Here is a 19,204-nt window from a genome sequence, read left to right on the forward strand (position 1 = left end):
CAAGGAGTGGCGCGCTGTCGCAACCAGATATGAAAAAACAGCAACGTCGTTCCTCGCGGTCATCCACATCGCTGCCGCAGCAGACTGGATCAAGCCCTAACAGGCCCTAGTGTGTTCACTGCGCGTAGCAGCACCGACCAGCCGAGCCGACGCAGGGTCAACCCATCAGCTCGCCGCAGGCTGTCAGCGTCATCAGCCGAATTTGTTGTGGCCAATGCCTGTGCAGCACGTGATTTTTCGATATCCTCGGGCAGAGGCATCGTTCTCCGTTCGCTCGAGACTTCGCGAATCTGCGCTGCAATCTGATCGAGCATGTCGAAGCCTGATCGGCCGCTCAGAAAGAATGTCTTTTGCTTGCTAGCTTGCAGTGTCAGCCGAGTTTTACCTGCCCATTTTGGTAGTGTTAGCGTGACGTTTCCGCAGGATTTGCGGTCAAAAGCGGAAACCTGCTGTGTGATAAAGTCCCAAAGGTCGATAGACGAGCGAATGTCGCCGCAGTCATGTATTACTAGGAACAGGTCATCGACATACCGCGCATAGTAGATCGGACTTAAACATCGTTCGACCTGTCTATCCAAAAATGCAAGCAGTACGTTCGATATCACCCGCACAACTGACAAGCCAATGGGGATACCGCAGTGTTGCGTCGTATCGATTGAGCATCCGAGTTTCGATAACATCTCGCTGCAACACGCTGACCACTTACCCAACGTCATGCTGATAAGCTCGCTAAACTCCAATTCGAATGGATTCAAATCGACGCCTAGATACTCCAGAAACTGCTGTTCGATGAAGAAGCTGGGATCAATGCTATGATAAAAATTGCTGATATCGAGAGTCATCGCAATGATTGGCTGATCTCGCTTGAGCGCATCGCGCATCGCGTTAAGGCCGTTGTCGCGCCATTTGCGATAGGGTTCGAAATAAGGTTCAAACGAGCCGAGGGCCTCCATATGGTAATCGCCGATGGACTTACGCTCTTTATCTGCACGATAGCGTCGGACACGCGAGGCAAGTGCGCATGAAGACAGACACGCGTCGAATTTGTGGCCGATTAGGTTGATCCACAGCGCGGACAAGATATGAGCTTCAACGCTGAAGTCACCGATCAATCGGAATTCAGGAATTAACACATTCTGGTCAGTTGCACGCTCAAAGGCCCGTTCTGGGTTCGAGAAAAAGGTATGTACCTTTTGCGTGTCGGCCGCCTGCACTTTTTTGGCTTCGAAATGAAGACGCTTGGGAAAGATTACTGGTGGCTTAATGCCAGCGGTCAATATCTCTGCAGCTTTACCTTCCTGTAATCGTGTAAGCAATGCTCCAAGATTTTCAGGTAAAGCCTGCTCGTATTCAACAAACCGCTCGGCTACTCTGATCGATGACTCATAAAAACAATCGACCTTAGCTTTGCGATAGGCAAAAAAAAAGGTCAGTGAGCGACAGCTCTTTCCAATCCAACAATTCTCTAGCTTCCAAGTGGCTTAATTTACAATAACGATCACGTAAATAGTAATGACTTCAATTGTTACCACTGTCTCATATCCCTAAACACAGCATCCGAACAAGTCCCGCCACAATAAATCGTACTGCTATTGCGTCTACCGCTCAGAAACACGCAGAATATGATAATACCCCATAGGCTACAAGCGGTTAACTGATTGCATTTAATCGAGCATGCCATCGCAAATGGCTGCTTTATTGGAACCTCGATATTCACGGAGAAGTCGATGTGCGACAGCTTTAGTCTCAAATTTGATCTATTGTAGATTACCTAGCAATGTCGGCTTTTAGGCAATTATAACAACCGCTTGGAGGTCCGAAATGGGGCGCAAGCCGACACCTCTCACCCTCGCCCCAACTCCATAAACCTCGCCGCATCCGTCACGTCTTCGTTCATCGCCGCGATCCGGTCCAAAATCGCGGCGTCCTCACCCCACCGTTCCATCTGCACACGCTCATCCACCGAGGCCGCCGCCACCGCCTGAGCGGGTGTGATCGCGCCATCGGCCAGCGCCAGCCCAAGCACGAGGCTCCCCAGCGCGGGCACGGCCACACCAAGGGCGGCCAGATCGGCATCGTTGCGGGTGGCCAGCAGTGTGCGGAGGCGTTGCAGGGCGGGTTCGGGCTGTTTGATGGGCATCATCCCGTGCGTGACGCGGAGCGTGATGCCGTGGCGCTCATTCAGCCAGTCCAGCCATGGCTGCCATTCTTCGGCCTGACGGACGGTCAGCGGGCCTTCGGTCTCGGCGCGGTAGCACAGCAGATCATGCGCGCCGTAATCGGCCAGTGTCGCGATGATATGCTCACGCTCGGGGCGCACGCGCTCAATCTTGGTGCCTGCAATGCGTGTCAGCGGTAAATCGGCGGGGGTGAAGCGGCCTTTCGGGTCGTCCAGTCCGGCGGCGGCCCATTCGGCGGCCAGAGCCTCGGCCAGCGGACGGGCGGTCACGCATAGAGGATTGCCGCCCGGCAGACGCACCGGTTTGCCGTCGAGCGTGATGGTGAAGCCGTCCGCGGTCTCCTGCACGCCTGCCTCTTTCCAGAAACGCTGGCGCGGGGCGGGACCATCGGCGGAGAAGCGTTTCTTGTCCGTGCTCATCGCAGCAATCCCTTGAGCAGATCCATCACGCCGCCCTTGCCCTTAGGGGGGGCAGCAGCCGCAGGGCCGGGGCCACCTTCGCGGGCAGCAGAGAGCAGATCGGGGCAGGCGTCGCTGCCGCCCGGTCCGCCGATGGAAATGGCAAAGCGTCCGTCGCTACCCGGTTCCAGTCGGGGCTGGGGCGCGTCGATGGTGCCTTTCACCGCAACGGGTGAGGCCGCGGCGGCGCTACCGATGCCGATGCGCGGTGCCAGATGCAGGTCAAGCTGCCCATTGGTCAGGTCCACGGTACCGTGGCCGGACAGGGACAGCCCATCGGCTTCCAGCCCAAGCTGGCCAAGGTCAGCATGCCCATCGGCCAGTTGCATGTGGGTGCCAAAGCAGCGCAGGCCGATATTGCCATGCACCGGAATTCCGCGTCCGATGAGCGAGGCGAGAGTCTTGCCGCTCACACGACCGCCCACCATCGACAGGCCGACATGCCCCACGGCGCTCTGACGCCAGGCGGCGAGGTCATCGCCATTCGCCGTGACACTGCCCACGATCTGGAGCGAGCCGTTCACAAGCTGCGGCATGCCGATCCAGCCCTGCACGACCTGAGAAGGCAGGACCAGCGGCTGGGCGCTGATGTCCAGACGCGGGACGGAGCCGCTGGCGTCCAGCGTCACACGGCCCGATTGCGCGATGCCCTGCGCCGTGCCGGTTCCGTTGCCGCGCAGCGGGTCGATGGTGAGCTTGCCGTCGTCAGCGGTGACGTGCGCTTCCACGTTCTCCCATGCAACGGACTGCCAGCTTGCGCGTGCTGCCACCACGGCCAGCGTTGCTGTGCTGCTGCGAAGCAGGGCCGGCAGGTCCGGGCCGTTGAAGCTGGAGACCGGTGCGGTCGAGGCCACGTGACCGTCCACCTTGAGGTCTTCAAACGCCGGACGGCCCGCACCGAGTTCGAAGGTTGGCAGCGCACCGTGGACTTCCAGAGAGGTCTTGCGACCGCCCACTTCCCCCGAAGCCTTGATCGAGGTGGCGCCATTTACCAGCGCGAGCGTGATGGGCAGGGGCACGGCGTCTGGTTTACGCACGGCGTGCAGTGTCTGGTCAGGCGTGCCGAGCGTGCCGCGCAGAGCAACGGGAAGGTCGCGCAGGCGGCCATTGAGAGCCACATCCGTCAGGTCATCGGGGTGATCGGCGTCGATCGCCAGCGTGTCGGCGCGCAGGCCTGGCAGCGCACGCGAAAGATCGGCGCTCTGGGCACGCAGATGTACCATGCGCAGGGTCGGATCGGTCAGGCTGCCCGCAAGTCCTGCCTGAAGCGTGAGGTTGGAGGCGTCCGGCAGTCCGGCACGGGGGAAGAGGGTTTCCAGATCGCGCAGATGATCCAGCGCGCCTTCAAGCTGAAGGTCCATGGCCGTCCCGCCCTGATCGGGGTCCGTCACCACGCCACCGACATGCAGATGGCCCGCTGGCTTGCCGCTGGCGGTGAAGGCCAGATCGGCGTTCAATGGCCATGGCTGACCCTTCGCAGGTGGCAGAGGGCCGGTCGTGCCATTCAGCCTCACAGCGCCCGCGCCATGATGAACGCGAGCGTCGAGCGTGACGAGGGAGCTGTCCAGCCCCTTCGCGTTCACCCGATCGAGGGTGGCGGTGCCGCTCAGATTCTGCTTCGCGTCGTTCCAGATCAGCCCGCCATCGCGCAGATGCAGGGACGCGACAGAGACGTTCCAGTGCTGGCCGGAGGTTGTGCCGCTGCCACCCTCACCGGAGCGTTCCAGCGGCGTGAAGTGCCAGTTGGCGTGGCCGGCCGCATCGCGCTCCAGATCGAGTTGGGGGGCGGACATCACCACATTGTCCAGCACCACGCGATGCTGGAACAGCGGGCCGAAGGCCACACGGGCGCGGATCTCGCGGGCGCTGAACATGTCCTTGCCCGTGGGGGTGCCGTCCGTCAGTCCTACGCCCTGCGCGCTGATCCATGGCGTGGGCAGCAGCCAGACATGCAGGCTGTCGATACGTAGTGTGCGGCCGGTCTTCTCCGCCACGGCCTGCACCAGCCGTGTGCGCGCCCAGTTGGCGTCCATCAGACCCGAGGCCAGCGTGGTGCCGCCCAGCAGGACCGCGCAACCGCCGAGGGTAAGGCCGAGCTTGGTGCGAAAACGCATGGTCATCTCCTGCGGGGGGCGGGGGTGGAACCGGCAATGAAGCCGAGGCTGCGAAAAGTCTCGCGCATATGCGGCGGCAGTTCGGCGCTGACTTCCAGCGTCCCACCGGAGGGATGCGGCAGCACGAGGCTGCGGGCGTGCAGATGCAGCCTGTCCTCAAAACCGTCCGGATGCGCCTTTTCGCCACCGTATTTCGGATCACCGAGAATGGGCGTGCCAAGCACCTCGCAATGCACGCGAAGCTGATGCGTGCGACCCGTGAGCGGAGAGAGCGCGAGCCATGAGAACTTCTTGCCGGCGGAATCCAGCACCTCGTAGTCCGAGCGCGCGGACTGGGCATCTTCGTCGCTACGTTCCGCGGCGATGGTGATGGCGCCCGGTCCTCCGCCCAGTCGTGCCAGCGGCTGGTCGATCTCGCCTGAGAGAGGGTCGGGGCGACCGACGACGACGGCCCAGTAGGTTTTCTTTACATCACGCCCACGGAAGGCGGCGGCGAGTTTGGCGGCCACACCGGGCGTGCGGGCGAGCAGCAGCAGGCCGGACGTGTCCTTGTCGATGCGATGCACGAGGCGGGGACGCGGATCGTCGCCTTCGCGCAGGCCGTCGAGCATCATGTCGATATGCTGCGTGATGCCGGGGCCGCCCTGTGTGGCGAGGCCGGAGGGCTTGTTGAGCACAATCACCTTATCGTCCGAGTAGACGACCATCTTGCGGATCTCGCGCGCCAGTCGTTCATCCAGCGGACGAGGACCATCCTTGGCGTGTTTTTCAGACGCGGGAATGGGCGGCACGCGCACGGACTGACCGGGTTCGAGACGTGTCTTTGCCTCCACCCGTTTGCCGTCCACGCGGATCTGTCCGGTGCGGCAGAGTTTCTGGAGCGCGCCCTGTGTCAGATGCGGGTAATGGCGACGGAAATACCGGTCGAGGCGGATGTCCGCTTCGTCCTCGCTTACCGTCCGCATGGTCACGCTCATCCGTTCCGCCCTGTGTCTTGCTTGCTCATGGAGCGGTTCTGCCGGGTCCGCCTGTTGCGCGGCTTGCCCTCATTTTGGCCCATGTGTCCAGCCTGCGGCGGACTTCGTGTTCATATCCCCGGCCTGTCGGGTTGTAGAAGCGCTGCCGCTTCATGCCGTCGGGAAAATAATTCTGCCCGGAGAAGCCTTCCTCCGCATCGTGGTCATACTGATAGCCATCGCCATAGCCGATGTCCTGCATCAGCTTGGTGGGGGCGTTGAGAATATGAGCCGGAGGCATCAGGCTGCCAGTGGCTTTCGCCGCCCGACGCGCCGCGCCGTAAGCCTTGTACACCGCATTGGACTTGGGCGCGGTGCCGAGATGCACCACAAGCTGCGCCAGCGCCAGTTCGCCTTCGGGAGAGCCGAGGCGTTCATACGTTTCCCATGCCGCGATGGCGAGCGGCAGGGCAGACGGATCGGCCATGCCCACGTCCTCGGCGGCGAAGCGTGTCAGGCGGCGGGCGAGGTAGCGCGGGTCTTGCCCGCCTTCGAGCATCCGGGCGAACCAGTAAAGCGCCGCGTCCGGGTCCGAGCCGCGCAGGGATTTATGCAGTGCCGAGATGAGGTTGTAATGCTCTTCGCGGTCCTTGTCGTACAGCACGGCGCGCTTGGCCAGCAGGCGGGCGAGTTCCTGCGGATCGAGCGGCTTGGCGGTTTTCAGGCTCAGGATCTGCTCGACCATGTTGAGCAGATAGCGCCCGTCGCCGTCTGCCATGGCGCGTAGCGTGGCGCGCCCGGCTTCCGTCAGTGGCAGGGTGCGGCCCGTTTCTTCTTCCGCGCGGACCAGCAGGGCTTCAAGTGCCGGATCGTCCAGACGACGCAGCACCATGACCTGACAGCGTGAAAGCAGCGCCGAATTCAGGGCGAAGGAGGGGTTTTCGGTCGTAGCACCCACCAGCACGACGGTCCCGTCCTCCACCACGGGCAGGAATCCGTCCTGTTGGGCGCGGTTGAAGCGATGGATCTCATCGACGAACAGGAGTGTGCCGCGTCCGGTCTGCGCATAGGCCCGCGCTTCCTCGAACACCTTTTTCAGGTCGGCCACGCCTGAGAACACTGCCGAGATCTGCGTGAAACGCAGGTTTGCAGCTTTTGCCAGCAGCCGGGCGATGGTGGTCTTGCCCACGCCGGGACCGCCCCAGAGGATGAGGCTGGCGAGCGAGCCACGCTCCAGCATGAGGGTCAGCGCGCCATTGGGGCCAAGGAGCTGATCCTGTCCCACCACGTCTTCCAGCCGCGCGGGACGCAGGCGGTCCGCCAGTGGCTGGGTGGGCGCGTGTGCGCCTGCGCTGCGGGTGGACTTTGGAATGTCCTGCGCGGGGCTGCCGAACAGGTCATCTCCCTGTCCGGGAGAGGTTTCACGTCGCGCGGCCATGACGGTCTCCCTTCCTGTTCATCCTTCGTTCATAGCGCGACGGTGAGCGGATGGCGACCTTTCGCGTGAAGATCAGTGCGACGTGGGAACTGCGGGATTTTTTGCAAGATCGGCTTTTTCGCGTGCGAGGAACGTCGGAAGATCGATGGTGTGAGCGATGTAATAGTCGCGATAGGTATCCGAGACGTGCGGATGCAGGCCGCGCCACAGGGCGAAGGCGTCGAAAGACAAGAGCGTGACGATGAGAAGGGTACGGAACATGGCGTGGCCTTACATCAGTGACGGATTGTGGCTGTACCATCCGAGGGTAGTCAGGATGTGAAACAGCCCCATGGCCGTGAGAATCAATGCACGGATCGGCGGCGAGCGGGTGAGAGTAATGCAGGCGAGAAATTCGATGGTCAGCGGATTACCAAAAACATAGCGCTCCAGCGAGACGACACTGGTGGAGGCTGCCATCAGCGCTGTCATGCCCACCAGCCACGCGGCGAGACGCCAGCGCCGTCGCCACATCCAGACAAGCAGACCGATGGTGGCGATGGCGCAGAGACCTCCCGGCAGGTTGCTCATCTTCTTGAAGGCCTGAAGGATCGGCAGGACAAAGAACTGAAGATGACGCGCCCAGGCCGTCTGCACATGCAGGAAGGCGAAACCGTCACCTGTCAGGTGAGCGAGATAAAGCACGAAGAGGGAAAGGCCCGCGCCCCCAGCGGCGATCAGAAGCAGACTTTCCGCCATGACCGTGCTCCTGCGTTCGTCACGATGCGCGACGAGCCACCATCCGGCCAGACAGACGCTCATGGCAAACCCGGTGGGGCGGGTGAGGGCGAGCAGAGCGCATCCCATGGCGGCAGGCAGGATGTGATGGCGTCGCAAGGCAAGCAGCGTGGCCATCAGCACAACGCCATAGAGGGCTTCGGAATACTGCGCGGTGTACCAGATGGTGAAGGGAAAGAGCACGAAGAAGAGCGCGAACAAAGCGCGGTTCACAGGCTGACCGCGCCATTCGGCGTCTCGCTGACACAGGAAGATCAGGAGGGGGCAGAGCAGGATGTTGACCAGTAGTCCGGCGCTTTGGGGTGGCAGGCCGAAGAGGCGGTTCGTGAGATGAATGAGCGCCGGGTAGAGAGGGAAGAACGCCCATGCGGCTTGGCCAGGACCGGCTGTGCCTGCGGGATGCGGCAGGGACGGGTAGCCATCACGGCTGATGTCGAGATACCACCAGCAGTCCCAGTGGCAGTTGGCGGTGACCAGCCCGCCCCAGGGTATGGCCAGCAGGGCGCAGACACTCAGCCCGGCTAGGCAGCACGCCGCGATCACAAGAAGATTTGTGGCGCTGTTACCGCATGAGTGGCGCTTCGGTTGGGGCGCTACATCAGTACGAAAGTGGGGGCGTACCATAGATTGATGGCGATTATGCGCAGGATGACAAGGTCAAGGAACAGCTTCCGATAGGTCGAGACGGGTTTCGCCAGTGAGGTGCAGGCGAGAAACTGGATGGTGAGCGGGTTGGCGAAAATATAGCGTTCAATGGATACTACGCCACTGGAGAGAGCAAGAAGCGCCGTCGTGCCTACAAGAATGGCAGGGAGTCGCCAACTCTGTTTCCACATCCTGACAATCACGACAATTGCCAGAACGGCAGAGAGAGTAAAGCCCAATAGAGCGGGCGTCAGTAGGCCATACAAAATGACGAGAGGAAAGAAGCGTAGGTGTCGTTTCCATGCGATTTGGACATGCGCAAAAGCAAAGCCGTCTCCGGTCAGTCCATAGAGATACAGCGTGAACAGGCTCAGGGCTGCCCCACCGGCGGCGATGAGCAGAAGACCATCGGAGAGGCGTTTACGCGAGGACGCCGTAGGATCTTGCGAGGCGGTCATCCGCCAGCCTGCGAGGCAGAGTGTAAGAATGAAGCCGGTGGGGCGCGACAAAGAGAGCAAGAAAACGCAGACAGCGGCGAGCGGGACACGGTTTTCGCGCAGGGCTATGATGGCAGCCATGAGGGCGACGCCGTAGATCGCTTCGGAGTATTGCGCAGTGTACCAGATATTCAGTGGAAACAGTGCGAAAAACAACGCGAAAGTCAGGCGGTTTATCGTGATGCCGCGTAATTCCAGTTCGCGATGACACAGGAAAATGAGTAGCGGCCAGAGGGCAAGATTGAGCAGAAGACCTGTGGTCAGGAAACCGAATGGCAGCAAAAGCGCCAGTTGACGCGCAAACAAAGGGTAGAGCGGAAAAAACGCCCAGTCGGCCTTTCCCGCCTGATCAGGATCGAAATGGGGGAGGGCGGAATATCCGGAGCGCATGATCTGCTCGTACCACGCGCAGTCCCAGCGGCAGTTGGCGGATACGAGACCTCCCCACGGGAGTGCGAAGAGAGCCGAAAGCAGAAATTGCAGGCCGCAGACCATGAGAATGACGAGCACAAAGCCGTGCGTGCCGGAATCGGCCAGACGACGGGCGCGTCCGAACAGTTTTTTCATTGCATCGAAGCGGTTGCGCCGGACGATCTGTTCGGAGGGAGATGTGTTCACCGCCGGTTTTTCATGTCGGTCAGGGCGTCAGAAGCCCAGAGAACGCTGGTCGAGAACATCAAAACGACTCATGAAGAAGATGACACTGTGGCGGATGCACAGATCCGCCGCGTCCTGTATGGGGCTTTTTATTGAGCAGGAAGTAAACGAACGCGGCAGGACGTTTTCGTACAATCGTCTCAATGAAATGTTTGGTAATGAGAAACAAGCAGGGGAGACTCGTCATGTGCCCCGTAGTTCCATTCACTCAGGGAATGGAAATCTCTTTTTTCGTATAGCCATGTCGTGACCACTGGATGCCCATGCCCGCCAGCTTTCAGCTTCTGCTTGCCATCATCGCCGAAGTGACGGCCACGTCCTGTCTGGGCGCGACGCAGGGATTTACCCGTCTTCTGCCATCGGTTGTGACGGTGACGGGTTATACCATCTCGTTTTATCTGCTCTCGCTGGCAGTCAGGACCATTCCCACTGGGATCGCCTACGCCATTTGGTCAGGGCTCGGGACGGTGCTTGTCATCCTGCTGGCATGGCTTCTGCGTGGCCAGCGCCCCGACGGGGCAGCCATTGTTGGGATGGTGCTGGTCGTGGCGGGTGTGTGCGTGATTAACCTGTTGTCGGGTTCATCGCCGCACTGAGGTCTTCAGGTTCGTCCCAGCCTGCGCAGCGGCACACCTGCATTCACCCGTTCTTCGATGTCTTCGAGGGATTCGCCACGCGTTTCGGGCACGAAGAACCACGTCACGGCAAAGAACAGGGCATTGAAGGCGCCGAGACACCAGAAAACACCATGCGCCCCGATTAGGTTCAGGCTGGAGAGCAGAACGTTGCTGACCGCCCAGTTGGCGATCCAGTTGGACAGGGTGGAGCAGGAAATGGCGAAGGTTCGTCCGCGCAGGGGCTGGATTTCGGAACACAGTACCCATGGCAGCGGTCCTTCTCCCACGGCAAAGGCGCAGATGAAGAGCACGAGAAGACCGACGGTCAGGGCGGGGGAATGATCTCCCGTCCACAGCAATGTGCCGAAGGCCAGCATGGCAAAAGCCGCTCCTGCCGTGCTGAGCAGCAGCAGACCACGCCGTCCCCATCGGTCGATGAGCATTACGGAAACGATGGTGGCCAGCGTGTTCGCCACACCGAGCGCCGTGGTGCACCACACAGCGGCAGAGGCGCTGAAATGCAAGCGTTCCAGCACGGTCGGGGCGTAGTACATCAGCACATTGATGCCGCTGAACTGCTGGAGCGCCTGAATGGCGATGCCGAGTGTGAAGGTGCGCCGAAAGCCCGGAGACACCCGGAGCAGGGCAAGACCGGCCTGTTTCTCATGGGAAAGCTGAAGTTCGATACCATCCGCTTCCGTCTTTGCGGCTTCGGGGGAGCCGCGCAGTTCCCGAAGCACCAGAACGGCTTCCTCGCGTCGCCCTTTCATGAGCAGCCAGCGTGGAGAGGGCGGGATCATGAGAGTTGTGCCCAGAAACATCAGTGTCGGCAGAGCGATGACGCCGAACATCCAGCGCCAGTGCCCACCCTGCGCCAGCAGGCCATCGGAGATGAAGGCCATCAGGATACCAATGGTGATCATCAACTGATAAAGCGCGATCATGCGCCCGCGACGGCTCTGGGCCGTGATCTCGGCGATGTAGAGAGGGGCTGCGAACGCAGCGAGACCCACGCCCAGCCCGAGGCATATGCGGCCTGCGATCATCACCTCCACGCCGGGTGCGAGCGCGCACAGGGCGATGCCGATCAGGAACAGAACGCTGGCGATCAGCAGCGTTCCCCGTCGTCCCCAGCGTTCGGCCAGCGTGCCCGCCTGAAAGGAACCGAAGGCGGCCGCCAGCATGAGGGAGGAGACGATCCATTCCGCCGTTCGGTCACTCGTCCCCAGATCGTGACTGAGGAGCGGGAGAGCGCCAGCAATTACGCCGGTGTCCAGACCGAACATGAGGCCGGCCAGTGCGGCGGCAGCGCCTACGAAAATGGAAAGACGACGTGCCCGTGCCGCCATCTGATGCGAGGTAAGTCCGCTGGTGGAAGACGACATCCGAATTTCCGGGCTCCATGAGGGGGTGACCCCAAGGCTGGAGACCTTCGGTTTGCCATTCCTCCAAGTCAACCGGAATTTGTTACCGGAACATGACCAGAGCCTTGATTTGGGTGCTTTCTTCGTGATTTGGAAAGCTGGTGTTCACTCTGCCGTTACTTCTTGCGTGCTGCTGAAAGTTCCAGCGCCCGGGCATAGACCACCTTCCTTGGCAGTCCCACGGTGGTGGCGACCAGCGTGGCGGCGTCCTTGACGGACGAGGTTGCCAGCGCCGCTTCAAGCTGGCGGTCGAGGTCGGCTGGATCGGCGTCCTCTTTTTCACCGGGAGGGCCGACAAGTACCGTGATTTCTCCGCGTGGCGGAGCCTGTTCGTACAGTGTCGCCAGTGCCGCTGCCGTGTCGCGGCGGACTTCCTCGAAGCGTTTGGTAAGCTCACGGGCTACGACGGTGGGGCGGGCGTCCCCGAACACAACCGCCAGATCGGCCAGCATTTCGGCCAAGCGATGTGGAGCTTCGTGCCAGATGAGCGTGGCACGCAGTCCGGCGCGTTCGGCGGCGCGGAGAACGGCGAAACTCTCGCGCCGGGCGGCGCTGCGCGGAGGCGGGAATCCCACGAACAGATAGGGGTGAGGGGGCAGACCGCTGAGCACGAGGGCGGTCAGCGCTGCGTTCGGGCCGGGTACGGCGGTCACGGGCACACCCGCCTTGATGGCGGCGCGAACGAGGCGATACCCCGGATCGGAGAGCAGCGGCATGCCCGCGTCCGAGACGAGGGCGATCTTCTGTCCTTCCTCAAGTCGCGCGATCAATCCGGGCACGCGCTGGCGCTCGTTGTGTTCATGAAGCGGCTCGGCGCGGGCTTGGATGTTGAACTCCGAAAACAGCCGCGCGGTGACCCGTGTGTCCTCGCACAGCACCAGATCGGCCTCACGCATGGCGTTGACCGCGCGGGGGGAAAGATCGCCCAGATTGCCGATGGGTGTGGCCACCAATGTCAGGAGGCCGCCCTCCACCGATCCATTTTTCTGGATGTCTGCCATGCTTCCGACATGACGCGGGGGCATTCCTTCGCTATGGGAAGTCGGGTCGTCCGGGGAAAGCGTAGCCTGTGATCCGGCAGACACTGGTTCTGAGAAAGAGGGTGAAGATGGATCGGACATGCAGGTTCCCGTCGCGTAAAGGCGCTCGTGCCGCGCAGTCGTATCAGGAACGGAACGCTTCCGTCTCCTCTTCGTCCTCCGGCAGGTCGGGCCATACCAGTCGTCGCCTGCTGCGTCATCTCTCCGGCGTGGCGCTTTTCGCACTCACGGCCTGTTCGTCCGGGCCTGTGTCGCTTTCTTCGGGCACTACAGCAGGTACCACGAGCGGCGCGCGCAATGTGGGCGTTCTGCTGCCGCTCAGCGGTCCCAATGGAGCGTTGGGCAATGAAATGCTGGCGGCGGCACGGGTGGCGATGGCGCCAAAACCCGGCACGCCCGCCACGGCGCCGGTTCCACAGATCGATGCGCATGACACGGCGGTCGGTGGCGCGGCCGCAGCCATACAGGCGGCTGTGAGTTCGGGAGACGGCATCATTCTCGGGCCGCTGACCAGCCCCGATACCTCCATGATCGCGCCCGTGGCGATCCAGAGCGGTGTGCCTGTTATTGCCTTCACCAGCGATGTCGCGCAGGGCCGTCCCGGGGTGTGGGCGTTCGGTCTTTCGCCGCGCCAGCAGGTGGAGCGTCTGGTCGCGGCCGCGAAAGCGGAAGGACGGCGACAGTTCGCAGCCTTCCTGCCTGATACTCCGCTGGGTCACGCCATGGGTGACGCGCTGATTGTCGCCTGTCAGGAGAACGCGCTGTCCGCGCCGCAGGTGACCTATCACGCGCCGACACCTGAGGCGATCAACTCCGGTCTGGCCACGTTGTCCGCGCGCGACAGCCGCATGACGGCGGCCTCGGGTGAAGCGGCGGCTCCGGCACAGGATCTGCCCACCGATCTGGCAAATGCCTTGTCTTCCACGGCTCCCAAGACGGATGACGCGACGGCCAAGGTCGGCAGTGCGGCCACCGCTCCTGTCATGTCGGCGCCGCCTTTCGATGCGTTGCTGCTGGCGGATACGGGGCTGGGGTTGAAGAACGTCATCGATGCGATGAAGGCCTCGCAGGTGCGCACGACCGATGTGCGCGTGATGGGGCCGGGCCTGTGGGCCGCATTTGCGGGCAAGCTCGGCAGCATCGCCGGTGCGTGGTACGCAGCGCCCGATCCGGCGGGACGCAAAGCATTCGTGCAGGCGTTCGCGGCCGCCAATCATCGTGTGCCCAAGCCGATGGCCGATCTTGCCTATGATGCGGGAACCGTCGCGGCCACGACCTATCAGGCCAGTGGCGGAAGCGGTTATCCGGTCGATCAACTGACCCGGCCCGAGGGTTTTGTGGGAGCCGATGGTGTTGTGCGCCTGATGCCCGATGGCTCAACGGAGCGTCGTCTGGGCATTTTCGAGGTACAGCCGGGTGGAGGCGCTCGTCTGCTGGGAGCCGATGGAAAGCCTGTCCCGACAAGTTCTGGCGCGTCGTAAAAACACATTATGCCCGGTCGGTCTAACCGGGCAGTCTCGCTTTAATGTCGGAAATAGAAAGGCGGGGCCTCAGGCCGCGACCACCTTGCCCTGCATCGGAAGGGCGGGACGGATGAAGTCGAGCGCCATTTCCAGAGAGGCTTCACGGCTGAGGGTGGTGTCGCGGAGCGCGTCGATCACGAGCCAGCGGGCGCCATCGGGCCGGATAAGGTAAGCGGGCGAAGCGTTCTCACGCACCCAGACAACGATCACCTCGTTGCAGGTCGCGGGTGCGTCTTCGTCGATACAGATTTCCGTGGCGCACAGCCCCATGCGCAGTCCGGCTTCCAGCCAGCGGGCAAGATATTCGCGGTGGCGAGCAAGAAATCCCATACGGAAGGGAATGACGTTGGACCCGAAATCCACTTGGGGGGACAGCATCACATCCGACATTTCGTATCTCCTTCGTGCATCCGACACATGAACGGTATGTGCTTGGCGAAGGGATCGCCAACGATAAACGAAGAGTTTGCGCCCCTGTTTCGGGGCGGTGAAAAAGGGCGTGTCGGAGAGAACACATCGTTTCGGAAGCGATGCGCGATACTGCACAATAAATGGGCATATTGGTGTGCAGGTGATTGATTTGCGTGCAGAGCAATAGGAGCGGTGCGCGCGAATCAATCGTGTTGCGCGGTTGCCATCACCTCGCGCGGCCAGCGTCGATGCAGCCACAGCCAGCTTTCGGGACGGGCGCGGATCCAGTGTTCCAGCCGGTCGTTGATGGTCTGGGTCAATAACGCCACATCGGTCTGACGGTTGCCGCTGGCGGGCAAATCGAGAGGCGCTTCCACCACGATTCTCAGGCGGGCCGGGCCGAGCCGCTGCACATAGCCCGGAATGACGGGGCAGTTCAGGCGCAGCGCCATAAAGGCCAGAGCTGGCGCGGTCATGGCGGGATGGCCGAAAAAACGGGCCTCGATCCCGTCATTCATTTTCTGGTCCATGAGCAGACCCAGTCTTCCCCCGTTGCTGACCCACTTCAGGGCGGCTTTCGCGCCCTCGGCGCCTTTGGGAAAGAGGGGAAGAGGATCGACCATCGCCGTATTGCGCAGATCGCGGATCAGGCGGTCCACCAGCGGGTTGGAAGCGGCGCGGTAGAAGGAGGCGAACCCGACGCCGTGACGGGCTACGGCGGGCGGAAGCATTTCCCAGTTGCCGATGTGGCCCGAGACAAACAGCGCCGGGCCGTCACGCCGCGCCTGTGCGAGCAGATGTTCGGCTCCCACCACTTCGAATCCCGGGCCTTCGGGCGTGTTTTCGCGCAGGCTCGCAATATGTGGAAACTCGCCCACTGTGCGGCCGAGGTTTTCCCACACGCCGCGCACGATACGTCGGCGCGCGGATGTGTTCAGTTCCGGCATGGCCAGTCGCAGATTGGTATCGACCACTTTCGAGACCGGAAGGAGAGGCCCAACCACTCGGCAGAAACCGCCGGCCAGATTGGAAGAGCGCACCGGTCCAAGGCGCCGCAGGAGTGCGAGCACGCCGCACGCCAGCCATGCTTCCGCACGCATGCCCAAAGATACTCTGGGATCGTTCATGACGGCTCCTTGTTCAGCAGCCGTTCCAACAGCCGTTCAACGCTTCGCGGTGCATTCCATTGGAGATTCACGCCAATTACCTCGACTTTTTGCCGGAAAGCAGATGGCAGGCGCACGGCGTCTTTGGGTGTCGTGAGCAGAAGAGCGTTGTGCGTCCGTGCCAGCGCAAGCAGGCAGTTGCGCTCGCGCTCGGTCAGGACGTGATGATCGGGGAAAGGCACGCAAGACACCGGCTGGATGTCCAGCGCGCGCAGGCCCTCGAAGAACTTGTCCGGCCGCGCCAGTCCAGCGAACGCCACGACCGGATGAGTGCGAGCCTGTTCGGGTGGCGCGTCCATTATAAGTCCGGCGGACAGAACCGGCTTATCCGGAGCGTGGCGCGCAAGACGTTCGGCCGTCCTGCTGCGGTCCTCCCCTGTAATAACGACCGCATCGGCGGCGGCGAGCCCTGCATCCAGTCCTTCCCGCAGGGGGCCGGCCGGTAGCGGAAGGCCATTGCCGAATCCCACAGCGCCATCGACCAGCACGAGAGAAAGTGTGCGATGCAGGCTCGGGTTCTGGAAACCATCATCCATCAGCAGGCAGGTGGCGCCAGCGGCACAGGCGGCTTTTGCTGCCGCCGCGCGGTCGGCACAGACCCATGTGGGGGCGACTTCGGCCAGCAGCAGAGCTTCGTCGCCGACATCACGCGCGTCATGACGGGCTGGCTCCACACGCACGGGCTGGCCACCCCGTCCCAGTCGTCCTCCATAACCACGTGTCAGACAATGAACACGCTCGCCCCGGGCGTTCAGGCGACGTGCGAGGTCCAGCACAACGGTCGTTTTGCCAGTGCCGCCCACAGTCAGGTTTCCCACACACAGCACCGGGACCGGCGCGACCCAGCCTCTTTGGCGGCGGCGACGCCGTGCGACCATGGCCACAAGGGTAGCGAATGGGCGAAGGAGGTGGGCAATGATACCGGCTTTGCGCCACCAGAAAGCGGGAGGTGTGAGTGTTGGTTTAACCATGCCGCACCAGAGCGCGGATACGATCGGCCAGTTGCTGGGGCAGAGCGGCATTATGGGCGGCGGCATTTTGTGCGAGGACGCCGCAGGCTTTGACGTGAGCAGGATCGGACAACTGCGCGGCCACCCAGTCCGCCAGCGCCGAAGCATCGGGCACGATGGTCACGGCTTCCGAGAGCGCTGTGAACGCTTCTTCGAAATTGCCGATCTGGGGACCGGAGGCAAGAACACAGCCGAGACGGGCCGGCTCGAACGGATTATGGCCCCCACCTTTCGCCGAAGTGTCGGTTGGGAAAAGGCTGTTGCCCATGAACACGATGGGCGAGAGGCGGAATACGGTGCCGAGTTCGCCCAGCGTATCCACGATCCATATGGCGTCCTGCGGACGGGGCCACTGATCCTGTGATCGACGGGGGGGCAGCTCACAACCCGGAAAGGCGCGTGCACTGAGTGCGGCGACATCGGCACCACGTTCGGGATGGCGGGGCGCTATGATGGTCAGCAGATTCGGCCATGTCTGGCGCAGGCGATGTGCCGCTTCGAGAATAAGGTCTTCTTCGCCTTCATGTGTTGACGCGGCGATCCAGACCGGACGATTGCCGAGCGCGCTGCGGGCTCGCGTCAGCATGTCGGGGTCTGCGGGCAGGGGCGGGGCGGCGGTCTTAAGATCGCCATCGCAGGAGACGTGTTGTGCGCCGAGCATACGGAAGCGGGCTGCATCGTCGGGTGAGCGGGCGGCAACCCATGTCAGCCCCGCCATGACGTGCGCCGCAAAAGCTGGGGCACGCAGCCACCCACACAGGGCGCGCGGAGAGAGGCGTCCATTGAGAACGCTCACCGGCACGCGCTGCGTAGCGCAGGCGGCGATCAGGTTAGGCCACAGTTCGCTTTCCGTGAGAACCAGAGCATCGGGTTTCCAATGCCGCAGAAAACGCCGCACCCAGCGCGGAACGTCGAGGGGCACGAAACGGTGCTGCATGCGTTTTTGCGTGAGGAGATCGGACGCTTCCCGCTCCAGTAGACGGGCGGCTGTGACGGTGCCCGTGGTGACCAGCAGGGTCATGTCCGCGCTCAGGGCGCGCATGACGGGCAGGATGGAAAGAGTTTCCCCCACACTGGCGGCGTGAAACCAGACCAGCGGACCATTCGGTCGTTGCCCTGTGGAGAAACCCATTCTCTCTCGCAGGCGCTCACGCACTTCACGTCCCCGGCGCACCCGCACACGCAGCATCGCGAGCAAGGCAGGCGCCAGCAGTGTGGCGAAGGCGGACCAGATTTTGGCGCCCAAGGCGTTCGATGGGGAATGAGTGGACAGGGGAGCCAGAGGTTCGGGTGAGGCGTCCGTTTTCCGCTGGGCTTCTGCCGATGCGGCGTTCAGCCGTTCCGTCAGCAGCTTTTGCGCTGCCTCGCGTGTCTCGGATGTCACATGAACCGGTGCGCCACAGACGAGCCGACCGCGTCCGAACGGCAGCGGCACGAGCATTCGGTCCCATGACGGTGCGCGCCAGTGGCGACACATCGCCCCCATGGGAAGGATGGGAGCGCCCGTCATTTCCGCCAGCGCGAGCACGCCGAGTTGCACCGTGTGCAGCGGCCCTTTCGGCCCGTCGGGCATGATGGTCACCACATCGCCCGCCAGCAAGGCTGCTCGCATCTGTCGCAGGGCGAGCAATCCCCCTTTGTCCTTACCTTTTTTATTGGAGGAGCCATGGAGGGCGGGAATGCGCCATGGGGCGACGATTTCCGCGATCAGACGTCCGTCGCGGTTGTGGCTGATGAGCACATGCAGCCTCAGGCTCGGATTACGCGGTTCCGCCCACCACCACAGGGCCGGAGAAAGGGCGAGGGCTTCGTGCCAGAAGGCGACAAGCAGACCCGTATGAGACGTCCCTTTGTGACGATCCGCGAGGAGCAAGGCACGGGCTTCGGGATGAAGTTCGATCTGCCAGTTCGTGGTGCGCAAGGCAAAACCGAGCCAGCCGCGGATGGCATGGCAGATCAGGCGGCTGGACCACGTCTTCGTTACGTCGCGCGGAGTCATGCTGCGCGCTGAGAGGTGAATGACAGAAAGAGGGAAGGACGGGCGGCCATGTCGCGCGGTTAGCATGGGTGGAGGTGGACAGGAAGTGTGAGGGCGCTGATGGGCTTGGTTCTGGAGATAAAGAGCGCGACGGGACGGTTCCCCTATTGCGCTCCATTGTGTCTTTCGGGTGTCAGGACATCGTCGCGGAAATCTCACAGAAGGGTTGTACATCGGGTTAGATTATGAAAAAGTCTGTTTTGTAGAAAAGAAATTTCCATAATCATCAAGAAAACCCGATGCAGACAGAGTG

The 19,204-nt window shown here is 62.2% G+C and carries 16 protein-coding genes and 1 pseudogene; 3 read left to right on the top strand and 14 right to left on the bottom strand.

Translation table 11 applies throughout. From position 1 onward, the window contains the following. Window positions 1-100 (top strand): annotated as a pseudogene (locus GOB87_RS14200) (IS5-like element ISMex42 family transposase); the annotation flags it as partial. Here the strand turns inward: GOB87_RS14200 and GOB87_RS14205 are convergent. The 8 genes from GOB87_RS14205 to GOB87_RS14240 all read right to left on the bottom strand — a co-directional run bounded on the left by GOB87_RS14205 (window position 90) and on the right by GOB87_RS14240 (window position 9,683). Further along, window positions 90-1,277: an RNA-directed DNA polymerase gene (locus tag GOB87_RS14205; RefSeq protein ID WP_166318170.1), complete on the bottom strand. Its 1,188-nt coding sequence runs from the start codon at window positions 1,275-1,277 to the stop codon at window positions 90-92. The pseudogene GOB87_RS14200 and the gene GOB87_RS14205 overlap by 11 nt on opposite strands. Before the next feature lie 566 nt (window positions 1,278-1,843). Then, a complete protein-coding gene (locus GOB87_RS14210) occupies window positions 1,844-2,599 on the bottom strand; it encodes an ATP12 family chaperone protein (RefSeq protein ID WP_166318173.1) in 756 nt (251 codons plus the stop codon). Continuing rightward, entirely contained in the window at window positions 2,596-4,752 is a 2,157-nt protein-coding gene (locus GOB87_RS14215; RefSeq protein ID WP_242006463.1) for an AsmA family protein, read from the bottom strand. Before GOB87_RS14215 ends, GOB87_RS14210 begins: the two co-directional genes overlap by 4 nt. A 2-nt stretch (window positions 4,753-4,754) precedes the next feature. Then, a complete protein-coding gene (locus GOB87_RS14220) occupies window positions 4,755-5,729 on the bottom strand; it encodes an RluA family pseudouridine synthase (RefSeq protein ID WP_166318179.1) in 975 nt (324 codons plus the stop codon). A 25-nt stretch (window positions 5,730-5,754) separates the two neighbouring features. Continuing rightward, on the bottom strand, window positions 5,755-7,146 hold the full coding sequence (locus GOB87_RS14225; RefSeq protein WP_166318182.1) for a replication-associated recombination protein A: 1,392 nt from the start codon (window positions 7,144-7,146) through the stop codon (window positions 5,755-5,757). Window positions 7,147-7,218: 72 nt separating this feature from the next. Further along, window positions 7,219-7,407 (bottom strand): hypothetical protein, encoded by a 189-nt coding sequence (locus tag GOB87_RS14230; RefSeq protein ID WP_166318185.1) that lies wholly within the window; start codon window positions 7,405-7,407, stop codon window positions 7,219-7,221. Window positions 7,408-7,416: 9 nt separating this feature from the next. Then, window positions 7,417-8,547: a hypothetical protein gene (locus GOB87_RS14235; RefSeq protein WP_166318188.1), complete on the bottom strand. Its 1,131-nt coding sequence runs from the start codon at window positions 8,545-8,547 to the stop codon at window positions 7,417-7,419. Next, entirely contained in the window at window positions 8,517-9,683 is a 1,167-nt protein-coding gene (locus tag GOB87_RS14240) for a hypothetical protein (protein ID WP_166318191.1), read from the bottom strand. Before GOB87_RS14240 ends, GOB87_RS14235 begins: the two co-directional genes overlap by 31 nt. 302 nt (window positions 9,684-9,985) lie before the next feature. Between GOB87_RS14240 and GOB87_RS14245 the strand changes: the two genes are divergently transcribed. Then, on the top strand, window positions 9,986-10,318 hold the full coding sequence (locus GOB87_RS14245) for a DMT family transporter (RefSeq protein ID WP_166318194.1): 333 nt from the start codon (window positions 9,986-9,988) through the stop codon (window positions 10,316-10,318). Window positions 10,319-10,323: 5 nt separating this feature from the next. On the opposite strand, the gene GOB87_RS14250 is transcribed toward GOB87_RS14245, so the two are convergent. Both GOB87_RS14250 and rsmI read right to left on the bottom strand, forming a co-directional pair. Then, a complete protein-coding gene (locus GOB87_RS14250; protein ID WP_166318197.1) occupies window positions 10,324-11,724 on the bottom strand; it encodes a sugar porter family MFS transporter in 1,401 nt (466 codons plus the stop codon). Window positions 11,725-11,879: 155 nt separating this feature from the next. Next, window positions 11,880-12,788: a 16S rRNA (cytidine(1402)-2'-O)-methyltransferase gene (rsmI, locus tag GOB87_RS14255; protein WP_373320665.1), complete on the bottom strand. Its 909-nt coding sequence runs from the start codon at window positions 12,786-12,788 to the stop codon at window positions 11,880-11,882. Between the two features lie 83 nt (window positions 12,789-12,871). On the opposite strand from rsmI, the gene GOB87_RS14260 reads away from it, so the two are divergent. Continuing rightward, a complete protein-coding gene (locus tag GOB87_RS14260) occupies window positions 12,872-14,284 on the top strand; it encodes a penicillin-binding protein activator (protein ID WP_166318203.1) in 1,413 nt (470 codons plus the stop codon). A 69-nt stretch (window positions 14,285-14,353) separates the two neighbouring features. Here the strand turns inward: GOB87_RS14260 and GOB87_RS14265 are convergent, their stop codons facing one another. The 4 genes from GOB87_RS14265 to GOB87_RS14280 form a co-directional block, all read right to left on the bottom strand. Beyond that, window positions 14,354-14,716, bottom strand: coding sequence for a hypothetical protein (locus GOB87_RS14265; RefSeq protein WP_166318205.1), 363 nt, complete (start codon window positions 14,714-14,716; stop codon window positions 14,354-14,356). A gap of 224 nt (window positions 14,717-14,940) precedes the next feature. After that, window positions 14,941-15,864, bottom strand: coding sequence for a lysophospholipid acyltransferase family protein (locus tag GOB87_RS14270; protein ID WP_166318208.1), 924 nt, complete (start codon window positions 15,862-15,864; stop codon window positions 14,941-14,943). Then, window positions 15,861-16,874 (bottom strand): tetraacyldisaccharide 4'-kinase, encoded by a 1,014-nt coding sequence (gene lpxK / locus GOB87_RS14275; RefSeq protein WP_166318211.1) that lies wholly within the window; start codon window positions 16,872-16,874, stop codon window positions 15,861-15,863. The genes GOB87_RS14270 and lpxK overlap by 4 nt, the downstream gene beginning before the upstream one ends. Next, window positions 16,867-18,912, bottom strand: coding sequence for a glycosyltransferase N-terminal domain-containing protein (locus GOB87_RS14280; protein WP_166318214.1), 2,046 nt, complete (start codon window positions 18,910-18,912; stop codon window positions 16,867-16,869). Before GOB87_RS14280 ends, lpxK begins: the two co-directional genes overlap by 8 nt. Between the last annotated feature and the right edge of the window lie 292 nt (window positions 18,913-19,204).

It is taken from the genome of Acetobacter estunensis (genome assembly GCF_011516945.1).
Classification (GTDB): domain Bacteria; phylum Pseudomonadota; class Alphaproteobacteria; order Acetobacterales; family Acetobacteraceae; genus Acetobacter; species Acetobacter estunensis.

What these genes read in the sequence shown, in the direction of transcription:
- GOB87_RS14210 (WP_166318173.1), bottom strand. Translation starts at nt 2,599, where the DNA reads ATGAGCACGGACAAGAAACGCTTCTCCGCCGATGGTCCCGCCCCGCGC.
- GOB87_RS14215 (WP_242006463.1), bottom strand. Translation starts at nt 4,752, where the DNA reads ATGCGTTTTCGCACCAAGCTCGGCCTTACCCTCGGCGGTTGCGCGGTC.
- GOB87_RS14220 (WP_166318179.1), bottom strand. Translation starts at nt 5,729, where the DNA reads ATGAGCGTGACCATGCGGACGGTAAGCGAGGACGAAGCGGACATCCGC.
- GOB87_RS14225 (WP_166318182.1), bottom strand. Translation starts at nt 7,146, where the DNA reads ATGGCCGCGCGACGTGAAACCTCTCCCGGACAGGGAGATGACCTGTTC.
- GOB87_RS14230 (WP_166318185.1), bottom strand. Translation starts at nt 7,407, where the DNA reads ATGTTCCGTACCCTTCTCATCGTCACGCTCTTGTCTTTCGACGCCTTC.
- GOB87_RS14235 (WP_166318188.1), bottom strand. Translation starts at nt 8,547, where the DNA reads ATGGTACGCCCCCACTTTCGTACTGATGTAGCGCCCCAACCGAAGCGC.
- GOB87_RS14245 (WP_166318194.1), top strand. Translation starts at nt 9,986, where the DNA reads ATGCCCGCCAGCTTTCAGCTTCTGCTTGCCATCATCGCCGAAGTGACG.
- GOB87_RS14250 (WP_166318197.1), bottom strand. Translation starts at nt 11,724, where the DNA reads ATGTCGTCTTCCACCAGCGGACTTACCTCGCATCAGATGGCGGCACGG.
- rsmI (WP_373320665.1), bottom strand. Translation starts at nt 12,788, where the DNA reads ATGCCCCCGCGTCATGTCGGAAGCATGGCAGACATCCAGAAAAATGGA.
- GOB87_RS14260 (WP_166318203.1), top strand. Translation starts at nt 12,872, where the DNA reads ATGGATCGGACATGCAGGTTCCCGTCGCGTAAAGGCGCTCGTGCCGCG.
- GOB87_RS14265 (WP_166318205.1), bottom strand. Translation starts at nt 14,716, where the DNA reads ATGTCGGATGTGATGCTGTCCCCCCAAGTGGATTTCGGGTCCAACGTC.
- GOB87_RS14270 (WP_166318208.1), bottom strand. Translation starts at nt 15,864, where the DNA reads ATGAACGATCCCAGAGTATCTTTGGGCATGCGTGCGGAAGCATGGCTG.
- lpxK (WP_166318211.1), bottom strand. Translation starts at nt 16,874, where the DNA reads ATGGTTAAACCAACACTCACACCTCCCGCTTTCTGGTGGCGCAAAGCC.
- GOB87_RS14280 (WP_166318214.1), bottom strand. Translation starts at nt 18,912, where the DNA reads ATGACTCCGCGCGACGTAACGAAGACGTGGTCCAGCCGCCTGATCTGC.